The 17108-nt window shown below is 72.7% G+C and carries 14 protein-coding genes and 1 riboswitch; of the genes, 9 read left to right on the top strand and 5 right to left on the bottom strand.

Translation table 11 applies throughout. The features are described 5' to 3' along the window. Positions 1-108 precede the first annotated feature (108 nt). Positions 109-239: riboswitch (FMN riboswitch) on the bottom strand. Positions 240-495: 256 nt separating this feature from the next. The 3 genes from ACFWAR_RS16600 to ACFWAR_RS16590 all read left to right on the top strand — a co-directional run bounded on the left by ACFWAR_RS16600 (position 496) and on the right by ACFWAR_RS16590 (position 4682). Continuing rightward, entirely contained in the window at positions 496-2883 is a 2388-nt protein-coding gene (locus ACFWAR_RS16600) for a chitinase C-terminal domain-containing protein (protein ID WP_385777610.1), read from the top strand. 113 nt (positions 2884-2996) lie between these two features. Further along, positions 2997-3881: an RNA polymerase sigma-70 factor gene (locus tag ACFWAR_RS16595; protein WP_385777608.1), complete on the top strand. Its 885-nt coding sequence runs from the start codon at positions 2997-2999 to the stop codon at positions 3879-3881. A gap of 57 nt (positions 3882-3938) precedes the next feature. Beyond that, positions 3939-4682 carry an SDR family oxidoreductase gene (locus ACFWAR_RS16590; RefSeq protein ID WP_385777606.1) on the top strand — a complete coding sequence of 248 codons (744 nt, stop codon included), beginning with the start codon at positions 3939-3941 and terminating at the stop codon, positions 4680-4682. Positions 4683-4722: 40 nt separating this feature from the next. Here the strand turns inward: ACFWAR_RS16590 and ACFWAR_RS16585 are convergent, their stop codons facing one another. Beyond that, complete coding sequence (locus tag ACFWAR_RS16585; protein ID WP_385777603.1) at positions 4723-5811, bottom strand: ROK family transcriptional regulator; 1089 nt, start codon at positions 5809-5811, stop codon at positions 4723-4725. 139 nt (positions 5812-5950) lie between these two features. Between ACFWAR_RS16585 and ACFWAR_RS16580 the strand changes: the two genes are divergently transcribed. The 3 genes from ACFWAR_RS16580 to ACFWAR_RS16570 all read left to right on the top strand — a co-directional run bounded on the left by ACFWAR_RS16580 (position 5951) and on the right by ACFWAR_RS16570 (position 9545). Then, a complete protein-coding gene (locus ACFWAR_RS16580; protein ID WP_385777601.1) occupies positions 5951-7177 on the top strand; it encodes an MFS transporter in 1227 nt (408 codons plus the stop codon). Positions 7178-7352: 175 nt separating this feature from the next. Continuing rightward, positions 7353-8774, top strand: coding sequence for a uracil-xanthine permease family protein (locus ACFWAR_RS16575; RefSeq protein ID WP_385777598.1), 1422 nt, complete (start codon positions 7353-7355; stop codon positions 8772-8774). Between the two features lie 87 nt (positions 8775-8861). Then, complete coding sequence (locus ACFWAR_RS16570; RefSeq protein WP_385777596.1) at positions 8862-9545, top strand: DUF5995 family protein; 684 nt, start codon at positions 8862-8864, stop codon at positions 9543-9545. A gap of 92 nt (positions 9546-9637) precedes the next feature. Here the strand turns inward: ACFWAR_RS16570 and ACFWAR_RS16565 are convergent, their stop codons facing one another. From ACFWAR_RS16565 to ACFWAR_RS16550, 4 genes are all read right to left on the bottom strand, one after another. Further along, positions 9638-11350, bottom strand: coding sequence for a flavin monoamine oxidase family protein (locus tag ACFWAR_RS16565; RefSeq protein WP_385777594.1), 1713 nt, complete (start codon positions 11348-11350; stop codon positions 9638-9640). 37 nt (positions 11351-11387) lie between these two features. After that, positions 11388-12188: a carbon-nitrogen hydrolase family protein gene (locus ACFWAR_RS16560; protein ID WP_385777592.1), complete on the bottom strand. Its 801-nt coding sequence runs from the start codon at positions 12186-12188 to the stop codon at positions 11388-11390. Positions 12189-12414: 226 nt separating this feature from the next. Continuing rightward, the gene (locus ACFWAR_RS16555) at positions 12415-12870 is read right to left on the bottom strand and encodes an Lrp/AsnC family transcriptional regulator (RefSeq protein ID WP_007262967.1); all 456 of its coding nucleotides are present in this window, start codon (positions 12868-12870) and stop codon (positions 12415-12417) included. 10 nt (positions 12871-12880) lie between these two features. Next, positions 12881-14338 (bottom strand): amino acid transporter, encoded by a 1458-nt coding sequence (locus tag ACFWAR_RS16550; RefSeq protein ID WP_385777590.1) that lies wholly within the window; start codon positions 14336-14338, stop codon positions 12881-12883. A gap of 320 nt (positions 14339-14658) precedes the next feature. Between ACFWAR_RS16550 and ACFWAR_RS16545 the strand changes: the two genes are divergently transcribed. From ACFWAR_RS16545 to ACFWAR_RS16535, 3 genes are all read left to right on the top strand, one after another. Further along, positions 14659-15753 carry a GDSL-type esterase/lipase family protein gene (locus ACFWAR_RS16545; RefSeq protein ID WP_385777588.1) on the top strand — a complete coding sequence of 365 codons (1095 nt, stop codon included), beginning with the start codon at positions 14659-14661 and terminating at the stop codon, positions 15751-15753. 9 nt (positions 15754-15762) lie between these two features. Continuing rightward, entirely contained in the window at positions 15763-16605 is an 843-nt protein-coding gene (locus ACFWAR_RS16540) for a LytR/AlgR family response regulator transcription factor (protein WP_385777586.1), read from the top strand. Positions 16606-16776: 171 nt separating this feature from the next. Further along, positions 16777-17076, top strand: coding sequence for a hypothetical protein (locus tag ACFWAR_RS16535; RefSeq protein ID WP_354381543.1), 300 nt, complete (start codon positions 16777-16779; stop codon positions 17074-17076). Positions 17077-17108: the final 32 nt, after the last annotated feature.

Below are 17108 nucleotides of genomic sequence, written 5' to 3'. Positions count from 1 at the left end.
GGTAGCACACGCGGGGACGCCGAGGTCGACGACACGGTCCGTCCGAGACGTATCCCCTGGGGGTTACGCCGACGAACCGCCGACGGCGGCGTACCGGTGACTGGCCCGCCGCGCACTGCCTCCCATCCGGACTTTAACCGTCGGTCCAGGAATTTCACCTGGTCAACCGGCCGCTGGATGCGGACGGGTCGCGGACTATAACCGCCGGTTCGGAATTACACCGACCCCGGAGTGCGCTGCTACTGGTACTAGGGCCAGTGTGCCACGGGTGATCGCAGGCCATGCACGCAAGTACTTGTGGCCTGGCTCACACGTTCGGCGCAACTTTCCGAGGGTTCGGCTTTGGTCCAGACCTATTGACGGGTTGGTCTAGTCCTCTTAACGTTCCCTTCATCTTCCCCGGGAGCCAGCCCGCCGATGTGCGCACGTCACGGGCCAACCAGCGCCACCTTTACGCACGTTGTGTCCTGTCACCTCCCCTCCCCAGGAGGCACAATGCTGTCCCCCACGCGCACCAGATCCATGCTGCTGGCATCCGGTGCCGCCATCGCGGGCCTGCTCATCGGCGGCCTCTCGGCGGGCGTCTCGCACGCCGCCGACAACGAGAGCTGTCGACCGGACGGGCTCTACAAGACTCCGGGCGTCGACGTCCCCTACTGCTCGGTCTACGACGCCGAGGGCCGCGAGAAGATGGGCGCCGATCACCAGCGACGGGTGATCGGCTACTTCACCGGCTGGCGCACCGGCAAGGACGGCACCCCCGCCTACCTGGCCAACAACATCCCGTGGGACAAGGTCACCCACCTCAACTACGCCTTCGGACACGTCGGTTCCGACAACAAGCTCTCGGTCGGCGCGGACGGCCCGAACAACGCCGCCACCGGGATGACCTGGCCGGGCGTGGCGGGCGCGGAGATGGACCCCTCGCTCCCCTACAAGGGCCACTTCAACCAGCTGACCAAGTTCAAGAAGCAGTACCCGAACGTCAAGACGCTGATCTCGGTCGGCGGCTGGGCGGAGACGGGCGGCTACTTCGGCGACGACGGCAACCGGGTGAACTCCGGCGGCTTCTACTCCATGGCCACCAACGCCGACGGCTCGGTCAACCAGGCCGGCATCGACACCTTCGCGAACTCCTCCGTGGACTTCATCCGCAAGTACGGGTTCAACGGCGTCGACATCGACTACGAGTACCCGACCACCATGAAGGACGCGGGCAACCCGCTCGACTGGCAGCTCTCCAACGCCCGCCGCGCGGGCCTGGTCAAGGGCTACGCCGCGCTCATGAAGTCGCTGCGCGAGAAGCTCGACCGCGCGGGCGCCGCCGACGGCAAGCACTACCTGCTCTCCGTCGCCGCCCCCTCCTCCGGCTACCTGCTGCGGGGCATGGAGACGTTCCAGATGCAGAAGTACCTGGACTACGTCAACATCATGTCCTACGACCTGCACGGCGCCTGGAACGAGTACGTCGGCCCCAACGCCTCGCTCTTCGACGACGGCAAGGACGCCGAGCTGGCCTCCGCGGGCGTCTACTCGACCTCCCAGTACGGCGGCATCGGGTACCTGAACTCCGACTGGGCCTACCACTACTTCCGCGGCTCCATGCCGGCCGGCCGGATCAACATGGGCCTGCCCTACTACACCCGCGGCTTCAAGAACGTCCAGGGCGGCACGGACGGCCTGTGGGGCAAGGCCCCGGCCACCAACTGCCCGGCGGGCGCGGGGCTGACCAAGTGCGGTGACGGCGCGGTCGGCATCGACAACCTGTGGCACGACCTGGACTCCAACGGGGTCGAGGCCCCGGCCGGCTCCAACCCGATGTGGCACGCCAAGAACCTGGAGAAGGGCGTCGTCGGCGACTACGTCACCAAGTACGGCTTCCCGGCGAACACCACGCTGACCGGCACCTACGTCCGCAAGTACGACTCGACCCTGGTCGCGCCGTGGCTGTGGAACGCGCAGAAGAAGGTGTTCCTCTCCACCGAGGACGAGCAGTCGGTGAACGCCAAGGCCGACTACGTGGTCAACAAGGGCATCGGCGGCACGATGGTCTGGGAGCTGGCGGGCGACTACTCCTACAACGCCGCCAAGGGCCAGTACGAGATGGGCAACACGCTCACCACGGCGATGTACGACAAGTTCAAGGCGGCCGCCCCGTACGGCGCCAAGCGCGCCACCATCACGATGCCGACCGAGGCGATCAAGGTGGACACCGAGTTCGGCCAGTTCCCGCTCGGCGACTCGAACTACCCGATCAGCCCCAAGCTGAAGATCACCAACAACACCACGGCCGCCCTGCCCGGCGGCACGGAGTTCCAGTTCGACTACTCCTCCTCCGCCCCGAGCAACGCCAAGGACCAGTCCGGCTGGGGCACCACGGTGATCCGCAGCGACCACTCGGGCACCAACGTGGGCGGCCTCAAGGGCGACTACAACCGGGTCTCCCTGAAGCTGCCGTCCTGGCAGACGCTGGCCCCGGGGGCCTCGGTGGAGCTGGACTTCGTCTACTACCTGCCGACCTCCACCCCGTCCAACTGGACCGTGACCTTCGGCGGCAAGACCTACGGCCTCGCCGGTGACCTGGCGCGCGGCACCACCGTGGTCGAGCCGGGGGGCCCGACCACGCCGCCGACGACTCCCCCGACGACGCCGCCCACCACGCCGCCGACCACTCCCCCGACCACCCCTCCGACGACGCCCCCGACCACGCCGCCCCCGGGCGGGACCTGCACCAACCCGGCGTACGTCGCCGGTCAGGTGACCACGGGCGGGACGGTCGTCTCGTACAAGGGCCACAATTGGAAGGCCCAGTGGTGGACGCAGAACGAAGAGCCCGGCACCACCGGTGACTGGGGCGTCTGGAAGGACCAGGGGGCCTGCTGACCCCGCGGTCCGAATGACCCGATGAGCACGTGAGGACCCGGTGGCCCGGCGGCCACCGGGTCCTCGCGCGTGCGCACCCCACCCGCCCGCGCTCCGGCTCGTAGGCTGATGCGATGATCACGCAGGTCGCCACCCCCGCAGGGGGGTTCGAGGAACACCGGCCCCGGATGTTCGCCGTCGCCTACCGCATGCTGGGCTCCGCCCACGAGGCCGAGGACCTCGTCCAGGACGCCTACCTCCGGTGGAGCTCCGCCGACCGGGACGCCATCGAGCACCCCGGTGCCTGGCTCGTGAAGGTGGTCACGCACCTCTGCCTCAACCGGCTCACCTCCGCGCGCGCCCGGCGCGAGGAGTACGTCGGCCCCTGGTTGCCCGAGCCGGTGCTCACCGGGGACGGGACGCTCGGCCCGCTGGAGTCGGCGGAGCAGCGCGAGGGCGTGTCGATGGCCCTGCTGATCCTGCTGGAGCAGCTCACCGCGGTGGAGCGCGCGGTCTACGTCCTGCGCGAGGCGTTCGCGTACGGCCACCGGGAGATCGCCGGGCTGCTCGACCTCTCGGAGGCCAACTGCCGCCAGATCTACCGGCGCGCGGCGCAGCGCGTGGCGGCGCGGCGCCCGCGCCCGCGGCCGGATCCGCAGCGGTGGCAGGGGCTGGTGGAGACCTTCATGGCGGCGGCGCGGGACGGGGACCTGGCCCGGCTGGAGGGCCTGCTGGCCGCGGACGTGGCGTACGTGTCCGACGGCGGCGGGGTGGTCAACGCGGCGCGCCGGCCGGTACTGGGCCGGAGCCAGGTGGCCCGGTTCCTGCTCGGCGCGCTGGAGAAGTACGTGGCGGGCGCCCCGGTCTCCTTCGCGGAGGTCAACGGGGAGCCGGCGCTGCTCTTCGGCGAGCGGGCGGTTCTGCTGGTGGAGTTCGAGGACGGCCTGGTCAGGGGCCTGCGGACGGTGGTCAACCCGGAGAAGCTCGGATTCCTCCGCCGTCAGCTGTCACATTCCTGAGGGCTGTCCGGTCCTAGCCGGTGAACGCACTCCATTCGGCAGGCAAGGACGGACACCATGAGCACGATTCTCGTCACCGGGGGCACCGGGAGCCTGGGCTCGCTCGTAGCCGGGCGGCTGCGCGCGGCGGGCCACGAGGTCCGCGTCCTGAGCCGCCGCTCGCCCGAGCATCCGGTCGACCTGCTGACGGGCGCCGGGCTCGACGCGGCCGTGGAGGGCGCCGACACCGTGGTCCACTGCGCCAGCGACCCGCGGGGCGGCGACGAGCGGGCCGCGGCCCACCTGATCGCGGCGGCCCGGCGGGCCGGGGTGGGACACCTGGCCTACATCTCGATCGTGGGCGTGGACGTGGTCCCGCTGCGGTACTACAGGGCGAAGCTCGCGGTCGAGGAGATGCTGACGCGCTCGGTCCCGGGGGTCACGATCCTGCGCACCACCCAGTTCCACGACCTGGTGGCCCGGGCACTGGGCACGATGGCGAAGCTGCCCGTGATGCCGCTCCCGGCCGGGGTCAGCGGCCAGCCGATCGCGGTCGAGGAGGTCGCGGACCGGCTGGTGGAGCTGGCCGTGGCCGGGCCCGCCGGGCGGGTCCCCGACATGGGCGGCCCCCAGGTGCTCACCTTCGAGGAAGCGGCCCGCGCCTACCTCGCCGCCACCGGCGGGCGCCGCCGCCTCCTGCTGCCGGTCCCGCTCGCGGGAAGGGCGTACGCGGGGTTCAAGCGCGGCGGCCACCTGGCCCCGGAGCACGCGGTGGGCAAGGGGACCTTCGCCGAGTTCCTGGCGGCGCGCGCGGCCGGGTGACCGGGGCGGCGGCCGGCGTCCGGGCCGCCCGGGCCCGCCGTCACGGGGCGCCGAACAGGGCGTCCTGGGCGCTGTCCCGGGCGGCCAGCCGGGCGCCCTGGAGCACCGCCGGATCGCCGAGGGTGGTGGCGCGGACCTCCGTGGCCACCGGGGTCAGCCGGGCCAGCCGGTCCGCGACCCTGGCCGCCAGGGCGGCTCCGCCCGCCCGGCCCAGCTCGCCCCCCAGGACCACGCAGCCGGGGTCCAGCACCGCCGTCACCGCGGCCGCGCCCAGGGCGAGCCGCTCGGCGAAGGCGTCGAGGAAGCCCTCCCCCGCGGCCCCGGCGGCCGCTTCCTCCACCGGCCCCGCGTAGCCGTGCGCGGCGGCGAGCGCGGTCACCGCCCCGCGTCCGACCAGCCCGTGGAATCCGCCGCCGCAGTCCGTCGCGGCGGGCAGCCCCACCGTGCCCGGCACCGGCAGGAAGCCGATCTCGCCCGCGCCGCCGGAGGCCCCGCGGCGCAGCCGCCCGTCCAGCACCACGGCCGCGCCCACCCCGGCGCCCAGCCACAGCAGCACGAAGGACTCCACGTCGCGGGCCGCGCCCAGGCGCTGCTCGGCCAGCGCGGCGAGGTTGGTCTCGTTCTCCACGACGACCACGGCGGACAGCCGCCGCTGGAGGGCGGCCACCAGGTCCCGGTGCCAGGAGGGCAGGCCGCGCAGGGTGCGCAGCTCGCCGCTGGCCGGGACCACCAGTCCGGGCGCGCCGACCACCACGGTGTGCAGCGGCGCCGCGCCCGCCTCCCGGGCGAGTTCCTCCAGCCGGGTCACCGCCTCCTCGACGGCGTCGGCGGGCAGCCGCGCCTGGGCCACCGGCCGACCGAGCAGGTCGGTGATCACCGCGGTCGCGCCGTCGGTGCGCACGTCCAGTGCGGCGAGGTGGGCGAGGCGGGCGACGATCCCGTAGAGCCGGGCGTTGGGTCCGCGCCGCTGTTCGCCCGATTCGCCGACGACCTCGATCAGCCCGGCGCCGGTGAGGCGCTCGACGAGGTCGGCGACGGAGGGGCGGGAGAGCCCGGTCAGCTTCTTGAGCTGGGTCGCGGTGAGCGGCCCCTCCTCCTGCAGGAGCCGGAGCGCCAGCCGGTCGTTCATCGCCCGGGCCGTGCTCGGAGAGGCGGGTGAGGGAGCGGCGGCCGGGGGAGCTGCGGATGCGGGTGCGGAAGTCACCCGGCCATCCTAGGAGGAACCGGGGACTTATTTATCAGGCAGGGTTCCTGATAGTTTGGCGCCCATGACCGGGGAAACAGAGCTGACACCGCGCCGCCTGCGCCGCGCACGCATCGCCATAGCCACCGTCTTCTGCGCCCACGGCGCGGTCACCGGCAGCTTCGCCACCCGGATCCCCTGGATCCAGGAACACGCCCAGCTCAGCGCGGGCACCCTCGGCATGGCGCTCGCCTTCCCCGCGGTCGGCGCGGCGATCGCGATGCCGCTGGCCGGGCGGATCAACCACCGCTTCGGCGCGCGCAACGCGCTGCGCGGGCTGATCGCGATGTGGACGCTCTCCCTCGTCCTGCCGAGCCTCGCCCCCGACCTGCTCTCCCTCTGCCTGCTGCTCCTCGTCTACGGCGCGAGCGCGGGCATGTCGGACGTGGCGATGAACGCGCTCGGCGTCGAGACCGAGAACCGGCTGGGCCGCTCGATCATGTCCTCGCTGCACGGCATGTGGAGCGTGGGCGCCCTCATCGGCTCGGCCGCCGGTACGGTCGCCGCGCACGCGGGGGCCGACGCCCGGGTGCACCACCTGTTCGCGGCGCTCGCCCTGACCGCCGTCGCCCTGGTCGCGGTGCGCGGCGTGCTCGACATCCGGGGCGGCCAGGAGGAGGAGGCGCCGCCGCGCTTCGCGCTGCCGCCGAAGTCGGCGCTGGTCATCGGGGCGATCGGCTTCTGCGCGGTCTTCGCGGAGGGCGCGAGCATGGACTGGTCGGCGGTCTACTTCCGGGACGTGCTGCACACCGATGCCGGTCTCGCCGCCGCCTCCACCACGATGTTCGCGCTCACCATGGCGGCGGCCCGGCTCGCGGGCGACAAGGTGGTGGACCGCTTCGGCCCGGTGCGCACCGTACGGGCGGGCGGCCTGCTGGCCACGGCGGGCGGCCTGCTCGTGGTCCTCGTCCGGCATCCCGCGGGTGCGCTCGCGGGCTTCGGCCTGATCGGGCTCGGCATCGCGGTGGTGGTCCCGCTGGCCTTCGCGGCCGCCGCCCGCAGCGGCCCGGCCCCGGCCCAGGCCCTCGCCGGGGTGGCGACGATCACCTACACGTCGGGGCTGGTCGCCCCCTCCGCGATCGGCGCGGTCGCCGACGCGACCTCGCTGGTGGTGTCCTTCGGGTTGGTCACGCTGCTGGCGCTGGCGCTGGTCGCGGGGGCGACCGTACTGCGCCCGAAGATCGGCGGCGGACCGGCGGCGGCGGCGCCCGGCGCGGACCCCGCGCAGGACCGGGCGACGGCCCCCCAGTAGGCAATCGGGACGAACCTGCCGCTATCCAGCCGTAATATGACCTCGGCCGTCCTTCGGCCCGGTCATCGATCCCCCACCACGCGGCACAGTCGGCATACTCGGCACGTTCGACCCACCGGTCGGCACCCACCCGGTCGGCGCCTGCGGCTGCCGCATCGCGAAACGGAGTTTCACCATGGGCCTCGGCGTGCGCTGGACCCTGCACGGCGACGGCCGGACACCCGCGCCCGGCGCGGTCGTCCGGCCGGACGAGCGGCTCACGTGGCCGCGCACCGCGGGGCTCGGCGCCCAGCACGTGGTCGCCATGTTCGGCGCGAGTTTCGTCGCGCCGGTGCTCATGGGCCTGGATCCGAACCTGGCGATCATGATGTCCGGCATCGCGACGGTGATCTTCCTGCTCGCGACCCGCGGCCGGATCCCGTCCTACCTGGGCTGCTCCCTCTCCTTCGTCGGCGTCGCCGCCGCGATCCGGGCGGGCGGCGGGTCCAGCGCGACCGTCACCGGCGCCGTGCTCGTCGTCGGCGCGGCCCTCTTCCTCGCCGGACTGGCGGTGCGGCACTTCGGCGCGCGGATCATCCACGCGGCGATGCCGCCGGTGGTCACGGGCGCGGTCGTGATGCTGATCGGCTTCAACCTCGCGCCGGTCACCGCCTCGACCTACTGGCCCCAGGACCAGTGGACGGCCCTGCTGGTGATGGCCTTCACCGGGCTCGCCGTGGTGTGCCTGCGCGGGTTCTGGTCCCGGATCGCGATCTTCCTCGGGCTGCTCTTCGGCTACGGGATCTCGGCCCTCTTCGACCTGGTCTTCGGCAAGATCCACTCGACGGTGGGCGGCGGCCCGGCCGTGGACCACTGGCGCCTGGACCTGTCGGGCGTGGCCAAGGCCGACTGGATCGGGCTGCCCTCCTTCCACGCCCCGCAGTTCGAATGGTCCGCGATCCTGATCGCGCTGCCCGTGGTCATCGCGCTGATCGCGGAGAACGCCGGGCACATCAAGGCCGTCGGCGAGATGACCGGCGACCGGCTCGACGACCAGCTCGGCACCGCGATCGCCGCCGACGGCGCCGCGTCGATGCTCTCCACCGCGGTCGGCGGTCCGCCCAACACCACGTACTCCGAGAACATCGGCGTCATGGCCGCCACCCGGGTCTACTCCACCGCCGCCTACTGGGCGGCCGCCGGCTTCGCGCTGCTCTTCGGTCTGTGCCCCAAGTTCGGCGCGGTCGTCGCGGCCATCCCCGGCGGGGTGCTCGGCGGGATCACGGTCATCCTCTACGGCATGATCGGCCTGCTCGGCGCCCAGATCTGGATCAACGGCCGGGTGGACCTGCGCAATCCGCTGAACCTGGTGCCGGCCGCGGCGGGCATCATCATCGGCGTCGGCGGGGTCAGCCTGAAGATCAGCGACAACTTCCAGCTCGGCGGCATCGCGCTCGGCACCCTCGTGGTCATCACCGGCTACCACGTGCTGCGCTACTTCGCCCCGGCGCACATGAAGGAGCACGAGCCGCTCCTCGACTCGGGCACCTCGACCTACGACGCCACGGGCGCCACGGACGGCCCGGACGACGCGGGCACCTCCACCGGGCGGTCCTGACCCTCCCGGTACGGGCAGGTTCGCCCGAACCGGCGAAGTACCGGGCCAAGTCTCCCGGGATCCGGCGCCAGCTGCGAACCTGCCTGCATGGAAGCGGTGCTCGCGCGGATGCGCGCCCTGGACGAGCGACTGCCCGAACACGACGGCGTGGCCGTCTTCAACCGGGTGTACCTGACGGTGACCGAGACCCTGCACCGCCGCATCGAGCACGGGGGCTTCCCCGGCCCGCGCCGGGCGGCGGTGCTGGGCGTGCGGTTCGCCGAGCGGTACCTGATGGCCGTCGACGCGGCCGCCGAGGGGGACCGTACGCCCGCCTGCTGGCGGCCGCTCTTCCAGTACCGGCGCCACCCGGGCGTGCGGCCCCTGCAACACGCCCTCGCCGGGATCAACGCGCACATCGGGCACGACCTGGCCCTCGCGGTGGTCACCACCTGCCGCACCCTGGACTGCGAACCGGCCGCGCTGGAAGCCGACTTCGACCGGGTCGGCGACACGCTGGTCGCCCTGGAGGAACGCATCCGGGAGGACCTGATGCCGGGGCCCGACCTGCTCCAGATCGCCGATCCGCTCACGCACCTGGTCGGCTCGTGGAGCCTGCAGCGCGCCCGGGACGGCGCCTGGGCCTCGGCCCGGCTGCTGTGGACGCTGCGCCGCTCCCCCGACCTGGCCGAGGAGTTCGAGGAGTCCCTGGACGCGGGCGTCGGCCTGGTCGGCCGCTGCCTGCTGACGCCGGTCCGGCAGAAGACCGGCTCCGCCTGGGCGGTGGGGTAGCGCCCGCGGACCCCGACCCCGGCATGGGAACGGGCCGCCGCCGCGCTCGTGGCGCGGGGGCGGCCCGTGGTTCGGGAGGGGCGCCGGGACGGTCAGTCCTCGGGCAGCTCCACCGGGGCGATGGCGTCGTAGAGGTCGCCGGGGCCCGGGTTGGTGGCGTCGGTCGCGCCGCCGAGGTGGTGCATGACGCCCCACACCGCGTTCAGCGCGGTCTGCACGGCGCCCTCGGCCCAGCCCGCCGTCCAGGAGATGTCGTCGCCCGCGAGGAAGATGCCGCGCTTGTCCTCGGGGAGGCGGTCCTGCATGAAGTGGGTGAACAGGCGCCGCTGGTAGCGGTAGTGGCCCGGCAGGTTCGCCTTGAAGGCGCCCATGAAGTAGGGCTCGTTCTCCCAGGAGACGGTGACCGGGTTGCCGATGATGTGGCGGCGGATGTCGACCTTGGGGTAGATCTCGCCGAGGGACTTCAGCATGACCTCCATCCGCTCGTTCGCGGACAGCGGCAGCCACTTCAGGCTGTCGTCGCACCAGGTGTAGGAGAGGCAGATGACGGCCGGCTTGTCCGGGCCGTTGTCCAGCAGGTAGGTGCCGCGCGTCATCCGGTCGGTCAGCGTCATCGACATGACGTCGCGGCCGGTCGGCTTCCCCTCGTCGTCGACGGCCTTGTCCAGCCAGAACGGCCGGTCCACCGGGACGAAGAGCTTGGACGACTCCATGTAGTGGGTGCGCTCGATCGCCGTCCAGTGGTCGATCGGGAAGAGCGTGTCGTCGCACTCGATCTTGGACAGCAGCATCCAGGACTGCGCCGTGAAGATCGCGGCGCGGTAGGTGCGGATGTCGCCGGAGGCGTCGGTGACCGTGATGTGGTTGCCGGCCGTGCGGTGCAGGCGGGTGACCGCCGGCCGCGGGGCGCCCTCGTGCAGGGTGGCCAGCGAGGTGCCCTGGGCCCAGTGGAGGATCTTCTCGGGGGCACGGTCCCACATGCGCAGCGGCAGCTGCTGCGAGCCGCCGACGATGCCCCGGTGGTGGTCGTCCGCCTCGGTGTAGACGACGCGGAGGATCTCCAGGATGGAGTTCGGGAAGTCGGTGTCCCAGCCGCCGGTGCCGAAGCCGACCTGGCCGAAGATCTCGCGCTTGCGGAAGGACTGGAAGGCCTCGGACTTGCAGAGGAACCCGTAGAAGGTCTCGTCGTCGAGCTTCGCGACGAGCTTCGCCCAGATCTCGCGGATGCGCGGGACGTCCCGCTCGCGCATCGCGGTGTTCATGTCGGAGAAGTCCGCGCCCTCGTCGAGGCACGCGTTCCACGCGGCGGCCACGTCGCGGTAGACCTGCGGCAGGTCGGCGATGGTCTCGGCGTAGTGCGTCTCGCCCTTGAGGTCGACGACCGTGGAGGGGGTGGCCTCGGCGAGCGGGTTCGGGAAGGACTCCGTCACCAGGCCGACGAGGTCGATGTAGTGCTGGAGCGCGGTGGAGGACGGCGGGAAGCGCATCGCGCCCATCTCCGCGGTCAGCCCCTCCGTGCCGGCGCCCTCGAAGCCCACGGTGCGCAGCCGACCGCCGATCTGGTCGGCCTCGTAGACGACGGGCTTGAGGCCCATCTTCATCAGCTCGTACGCGGAGATGATCCCGGACAGCCCGCCGCCGATCACGGCGACCTCGGTGCCGTGCTCGGTCGCCGGTATCTGACCCAGGCCCGCCGGGTGGGCGAGGAAGTCGTCGTAGGCGTACGGGAAGTCCGGACCGAACATGGTGATCGGCGGCTGTCCGTCGCTGTGCGGAACGGCGGTGGTGGGGACCGTGGACGTCATGGGGGCACGTCTCCTTGCGGCAGGGCTGGGAAAGGGGTCAGATCAGGGAGGCGTAGAGCCCGGGGCGGCGGTCGCGCAGGTAGGGGTTGTTGGCGCGCGACGCCTGGAGCAGCTCGGGGTCGACCTCGCCGAACACCAGCTCCTCGCCGCGACCGGCGCGGGTGCGGGTGGTGCCGTCGGGGCCGGCCAGTGAGCTGAGCCCGACGAACTCGAACTCGCCCTCGGGGCCCGTGCGGTTGACGTACGCGATGTACATCTGGTTCTCGAAGGCCCGGACCGGTACCAGCTGCTCGGCGACGAACTGGAACGGGTGCATCTGCGCCGTCGGCACGAGGAGCAGGTCGGTGCCGGCCAGCGCGTGGGAGCGGACGTTCTCGGGGAACTCGACGTCGTAGCAGATCATGATGCCGACGCGGAGGCCGTTCAGGTCCGCCTGGACGACGGGGGCGTCGCCGGGGGTGAAGGCGTCCTGCTCGAAGCAGCCGAAGAGGTGGGTCTTGCGGTAGTTCGCCAGGCGCGCGCCGTCGGGGCCGACCAGCTGGGCGGAGTTGAAGACGGCCGCGCCGTCCCGCTCGGGGTAGGCGTACAGCACGGCCACCCCGTGGCGGCGGGCGATCTCGCCGACGGCGACGGCGGACGGGCCGTCGCTGGTCTCGGCGAGCTCGGCGATCTCCTGGACCTCCAGGGCGTAGCCGGTCAGGAACATCTCCGAGGTGACCAGGAGACCCGCCCCGCTGCCGGCCGCGTGCGCGGCGGCCTCGTCGAGGGCCTTCAGGTTCGCGGCGACGTCGCCGGGCCGTCCGGAACTCTGGAGGAGAGCGGTGCGCAGGGCAGGCATGGACGACCTCTGGGGCAGGAGGGGTGGGTTCCTATAGACGGTACGGATGCTGCCGACGGTCGACAAGGCGTGTCTGTTGCGTCCAGCCGAGCGATTCGTTGCGTCTTTCAGGGCCGTAACGGCGATTCGTTGCGTCACCCTTCGGGTCTACGCAGCTTTCCCCGGCGCCCGCACCGGGCCCGCCCGGCCGTGCTCCCGGCCCTGCCCCGGGCCCGCGCGGGAAGCGTTACGCCGGGGCGCCCGAGGTGAAGCGGCGCAGCAGCGGGGAGAGGACCAGGACGGACTTCGTCCGCTCCACGAACGGCTCGCCGGCGATCCGCTCCAGCACCCGCTCGAAGTGGCGCATGTCCGAGGCGAAGACCTGGACCAGCGCGTCCGCGTCGCCCGTCACGGTCGACGCGGACACCACCTCGGGATACCGCTCCAGGCCCCGCCGGATGTCGTCCGGCGAGGTGTTGTGGCGGCAGTAGATCTCGATGAAGCCCTCGGTCTCCCAGCCCATCGCGGCCGGGTCGACGCGGACGGTGAAGCCGGTGATGGCCCCTTCGGCGCGCAACCGGTCCACGCGGCGCTTGACCGCCGGGGCGGAGAGGCCGACCTCGGAGCCGATGTCCGCGTAGGAGCGGCGGGCGTCCTCGGCGAGGGCGTGCACGATGCGTTCGTCGAGATCGTTCAGTCGCACTGCGGGTGGATCACTTCTCTGCGGTAGCCAGTCGGGAGCGGCGGATGCCGTAGAGGAAGTACACCACGAGGCCGACGGCCATCCAGACACCGAAGGCGACCCACGTGGCGGACGGCAGGCTGTACATCATGTAGCCGCAGGCCAGGAAGCCGAGGATGGGCGTGATCGGGAAGAGCGCGACCTTGAAGGTGCGGGGCAGGTCGGGCTTGGTGCGGCGCAGGATCACGACGGCGACGTTGACCAGGGCGAAGGCGAAGAGCGTGCCGATGCTGGTGGCGTTCGCCAGCTCACCCAGGGGGATGAACGCGGCGAGGGCGCCGCAGAAGAGGGAGACGATCAGCACGTTGGCGCGGGGGGCGCCGGTCTTGGCGTCGACCTTGGCGAAGACCTTGGGGACGAGGCCGTCGCGGGACATCGCGAAGAGGATGCGGGTCTGGCCGTACAGGACGGCGAAGACGACGGAGGCGATGGCGACGACGGCGCCCGCGGCGAGGACGACGCCCCAGAAGCTGTGGCCGGTGACGTCGGTCATGATCTTCGCGAGAGCGGCCTCGGTGTTGCCGAAGTCCTGCCACGGCATGGCGCCGACGGCGACGAAGGCGACCAGGATGTAGAGGACGGTCACGATGCCCAGCGAGAGCATGATCGCGCGCGGCAGGTCCCGCTTGGGGTTCTTGGCCTCCTCGCCCGCGGTGGAGGCGGCGTCGAAGCCGATGTAGGAGAAGAAGAGCGTGGAGGCGGCGGCGCTGATGCCGGTGACGCCGAGCGGTGCGAGCGGGGCGTAGTTGCCGGACTTGATGCCCATGACGCCGATGCCGATGAAGAGGAACAGCGTGACGATCTTGACCACGACCATGATCGTGTTGATCCGGGCGCTCTCCTTGGCACCGCGCATCAGGAAGACCATGGCGAGCAGGACGACGACCAGCGACGGCAGGTTGATCCAGCCCCCCTCGCCCATCGGGGCGGCGGAGAACTTCTCGGGGATGGTGACGCCTATCGTCCCGTCGAGCAGTTCGTTGAGGTACTGCCCCCAGCCGACGGCGACGGCCGAGACGGACACCGCGTACTCCAGGACCAGGCACCAGCCGCAGATCCAGGCGATGAACTCGCCCATGGTCGCGTAGGAGTACGAGTACGAGGAGCCGGAGACCGGGACCGATCCGGCCAGCTCCGCGTAGGAGAGGGCGGAGAAGAGCGCGGTCAGGCCCGCGATGACGAAGGAGATCGTGACGGCGGGTCCGGCCTTGGGGGCGGCCTCGCCGAGGACGACGAAGATGCCCGTGCCCAGGGTGGCGCCGATGCTGATCATGGTCAGCTGCCACATGGTGAGCGAGCGGCGCAGCGTGCCGCCCTCGCCCTGACCGCCCTCGGCGACCAGCTGGTCGACCGGCTTGCGGCGCAGCAACGGGTGGACGGGCCTGCGGGGCGGGGACGTGAGCGGTGGCGCCTGGCCGTGATCGAGCACGAGGGGGACTCCTTTGTCACTGCGGGTGGGGTGTTCAGGCGTTCGACCGCAGCGGTCCGGAGCAGGAACAGGCAGGGCGGAAGCTCGCCTGGGCATGGGGGGACCGCCGAGCAGGCGGTCCGCGCCACTCCACGTACAGCGAGTGAGCCTACGAGCTGAGTGATACCGCCCGTAATGCACCATCCTTGCACATTGCCGCACGATCATTGCGCGGATCTGGCCGGAATGGTCCTTTGTTGCGCGCAGATGATCGATCAGTGCGCGGGCCCCTTTCGACCCCTTTCATTGACACCTCGTCAGATTTCGCGCAGCGTGCCGACATGGACCTGGACCCGCACGACCGGAACTGGCTGGACCCCGCCCCCTTCCTGCGCGGAGTGGCCTGGCTGGAAAAGGGCCGGGCCGTGCGCGCGGATCCCGCCGACACGGCGCGGCTGCCGTGGGACACCGGCGAACGGGCCACCCTGCCGATCGGAGTGCGCCTGGAGTTCACCGCCGGGCCCGCGGCGCGCGCGGTGGAGATCCGCTACCGGGCCACCGTGCCCGGACCCACCGACGCGCTGCGCGACCTCGCGCACGGCTTCGCCCTGTGGGACCGGACCGGGCGGCTGGCCGAGGTCTTCACCGAACCGGCCGCGGAGGCCGTCGTGCGCATAGGGCTGCCGCCCGGCGGCGGCCCCTTCACCCTCCACCCGCCCGAGGCCCAGGCCCCGCTGGTGCTGGGCCTGCGCGGGGTCGGCGGGCCGCTCGCCCCGGCGCCCCGGACGCCGCGCTGGGTGGTGCACGGGGACTCCATCACCGAGGGCTGGTGGTCCACCCGCCCCGCCCACGGCTGGACCGCCGTGGCCGGCCGGGCGCTGGGCTGGGACGCGGTCAACCTCGGCTACGCGGGGGCCGCCCGCGGCGAGCTCGCCACCGCCGAGCAGCTCGCCGCCCTGCCCGCCGACGCCCTGACCCTGGCCTTCGGCACGAACTGCTGGTCGCGGGTGCCCTTCTCCGTCCCCCTCATGTACGAGACCACGCGCGCCTTCGTCGAGCTGATCCGCCAGGGGCACCCGCGGACCCCGCTGCTGGTCCTCTCCCCCGTGCTGCGCCCCGACGCCGAACGCACCCCGAACCGGCTCGGCGCCACCCTGGGCGCGCTGCGCGACGCGATGGAGCGCGCCGTGCGGGAGCGGGTCGCGGCCGGGGACGCGCGGCTCGTGCTGCTCCCGGGGCGCGATCTGCTGGGCCCCGGCCACCTGGCCGACGGGCTGCACCCCGACGACGAGGGACACCGGGTGCTGGGGCTGGCCGTGGCCGCGGCCCTGCGCCGGGCCGGGTTCGCCGACGCCGCCGGCCGACCCGGCGCCGGGGTCCCGCGGGGCCGGGGCGGTGACGCACACCCCGTTCCACCCCTCGGGGGCCCTCTCTAGACTGCCCCCATGCTGCGCGTACTGGCCGTCGACGACGAGAAGCCGCTCCTGGAGGAGCTGCTCTACCTGCTGCGCTCCGACCCGCGCGTGGGCGCGGCGGTCGGGGCGTCCGACGCCACCGAGGCCCTGCGCCGCATCACCCTCGCCGTGGAGTCGGGCCCGGACGGGGCCGACGGGCTCGACGTGGTCTTCCTGGACATCCACATGGCGGGGCTGACCGGGCTGGACATCGCCCGGCTGCTCGCCGGGTTCAGCTCGCCGCCGCTGATCGTCTTCGTCACCGCGCACGAGGGCTTCGCCGTCCAGGCCTTCGACCTCAAGGCGGTGGACTACGTCCTCAAGCCGGTCCGGCCGGAGCGGCTGGCCGAGGCCGTGCGCCGGGTCTGCGCGCTGCTGGGGCACGACCGGGAACCGGCCGCGGCGCTCCCCGCCCCGAGCGGCCCCCGGCGCCCCGCACCGCCCGGCGCCGCGGCCGCCCCGGCGGCGGTCGCGGCGCCGGCCACCGGTGCGGAGCGGGCCGCCGAGCAGATCGCGGTCGAGCTGGGCGGGGTGACCCGGTTCGTGGCGATAGCGGACATCGCGTACGTCGAGGCCCAGGGGGACTACGCCCGGCTGCACACCGGCGAGGGCAGCCATCTGGTGCGGATCCCGCTGTCCACGCTGGAGGAGCGCTGGGCCGCGCGGGGCTTCGTACGGATACACCGGCGCCACCTGGTGGCGCTCGACCGGATCGACGAACTGCGTCTGGACGCGGGCACCACCAGCGTCCGGGTCGGCGCCGCGGAGCTCCAGGTGAGCCGTCGTCACGCCCGGGAGCTGCGCGACCTCCTGATGCGCAAGGCCACCGGCTGACCCCCGCGGGCCCCCGCCCGCGCGACCGCCCGGCGCTGCGCGGGCGCCGTTCGTCGCGCGGCACGGCGCGTACGGCGATCCGGCGGGGCCGTCGGCCGCAGGAGGCGCCCCGCCGGCCCCGCGGCCGGTCCGCCCGCCCCTATCGTGGATCTTCCGGGCGGGAGGAGCGAGATGTCCGAGATCCAGGCGCTGCTCGACGCCCTGCAGGGACTGCCGCGCACCCGGCCGACCGGTCCGGCCGAGGCCGAGGCCCTGCTGGCCCGGCTGCGCAGCGCCGCCGCGCGCTGGGCCGACGTCCTCTACGAAGCCGACGAGAGCTGCCGCCAGCACCTGCCGCCGCGCGCGGAAGCGGCCCTGACCCTGGCCTTCCGGCGGGCCGAGGAGTCCTACGTGGAGCTGGAGATCGCCCGCCGCGACTGCGCCGAGCACCGCGACTGCGAGCACCCGCACGCGCACGACCGGATGCGCTGACCCGGTCCGCGCCGCGCCCCGCCGCGGCGGTG

Origin of the sequence: Streptomyces sp. NPDC059917 (assembly GCF_042730635.1) — a bacterium.
In the GTDB taxonomy this organism is placed as follows: Bacteria; Actinomycetota; Actinomycetes; order Streptomycetales; family Streptomycetaceae; genus Streptomyces.
The sequence above is the reverse complement of the archived record's forward strand: the minus strand, read 5'-3'. Positions and strand labels throughout refer to the sequence as shown.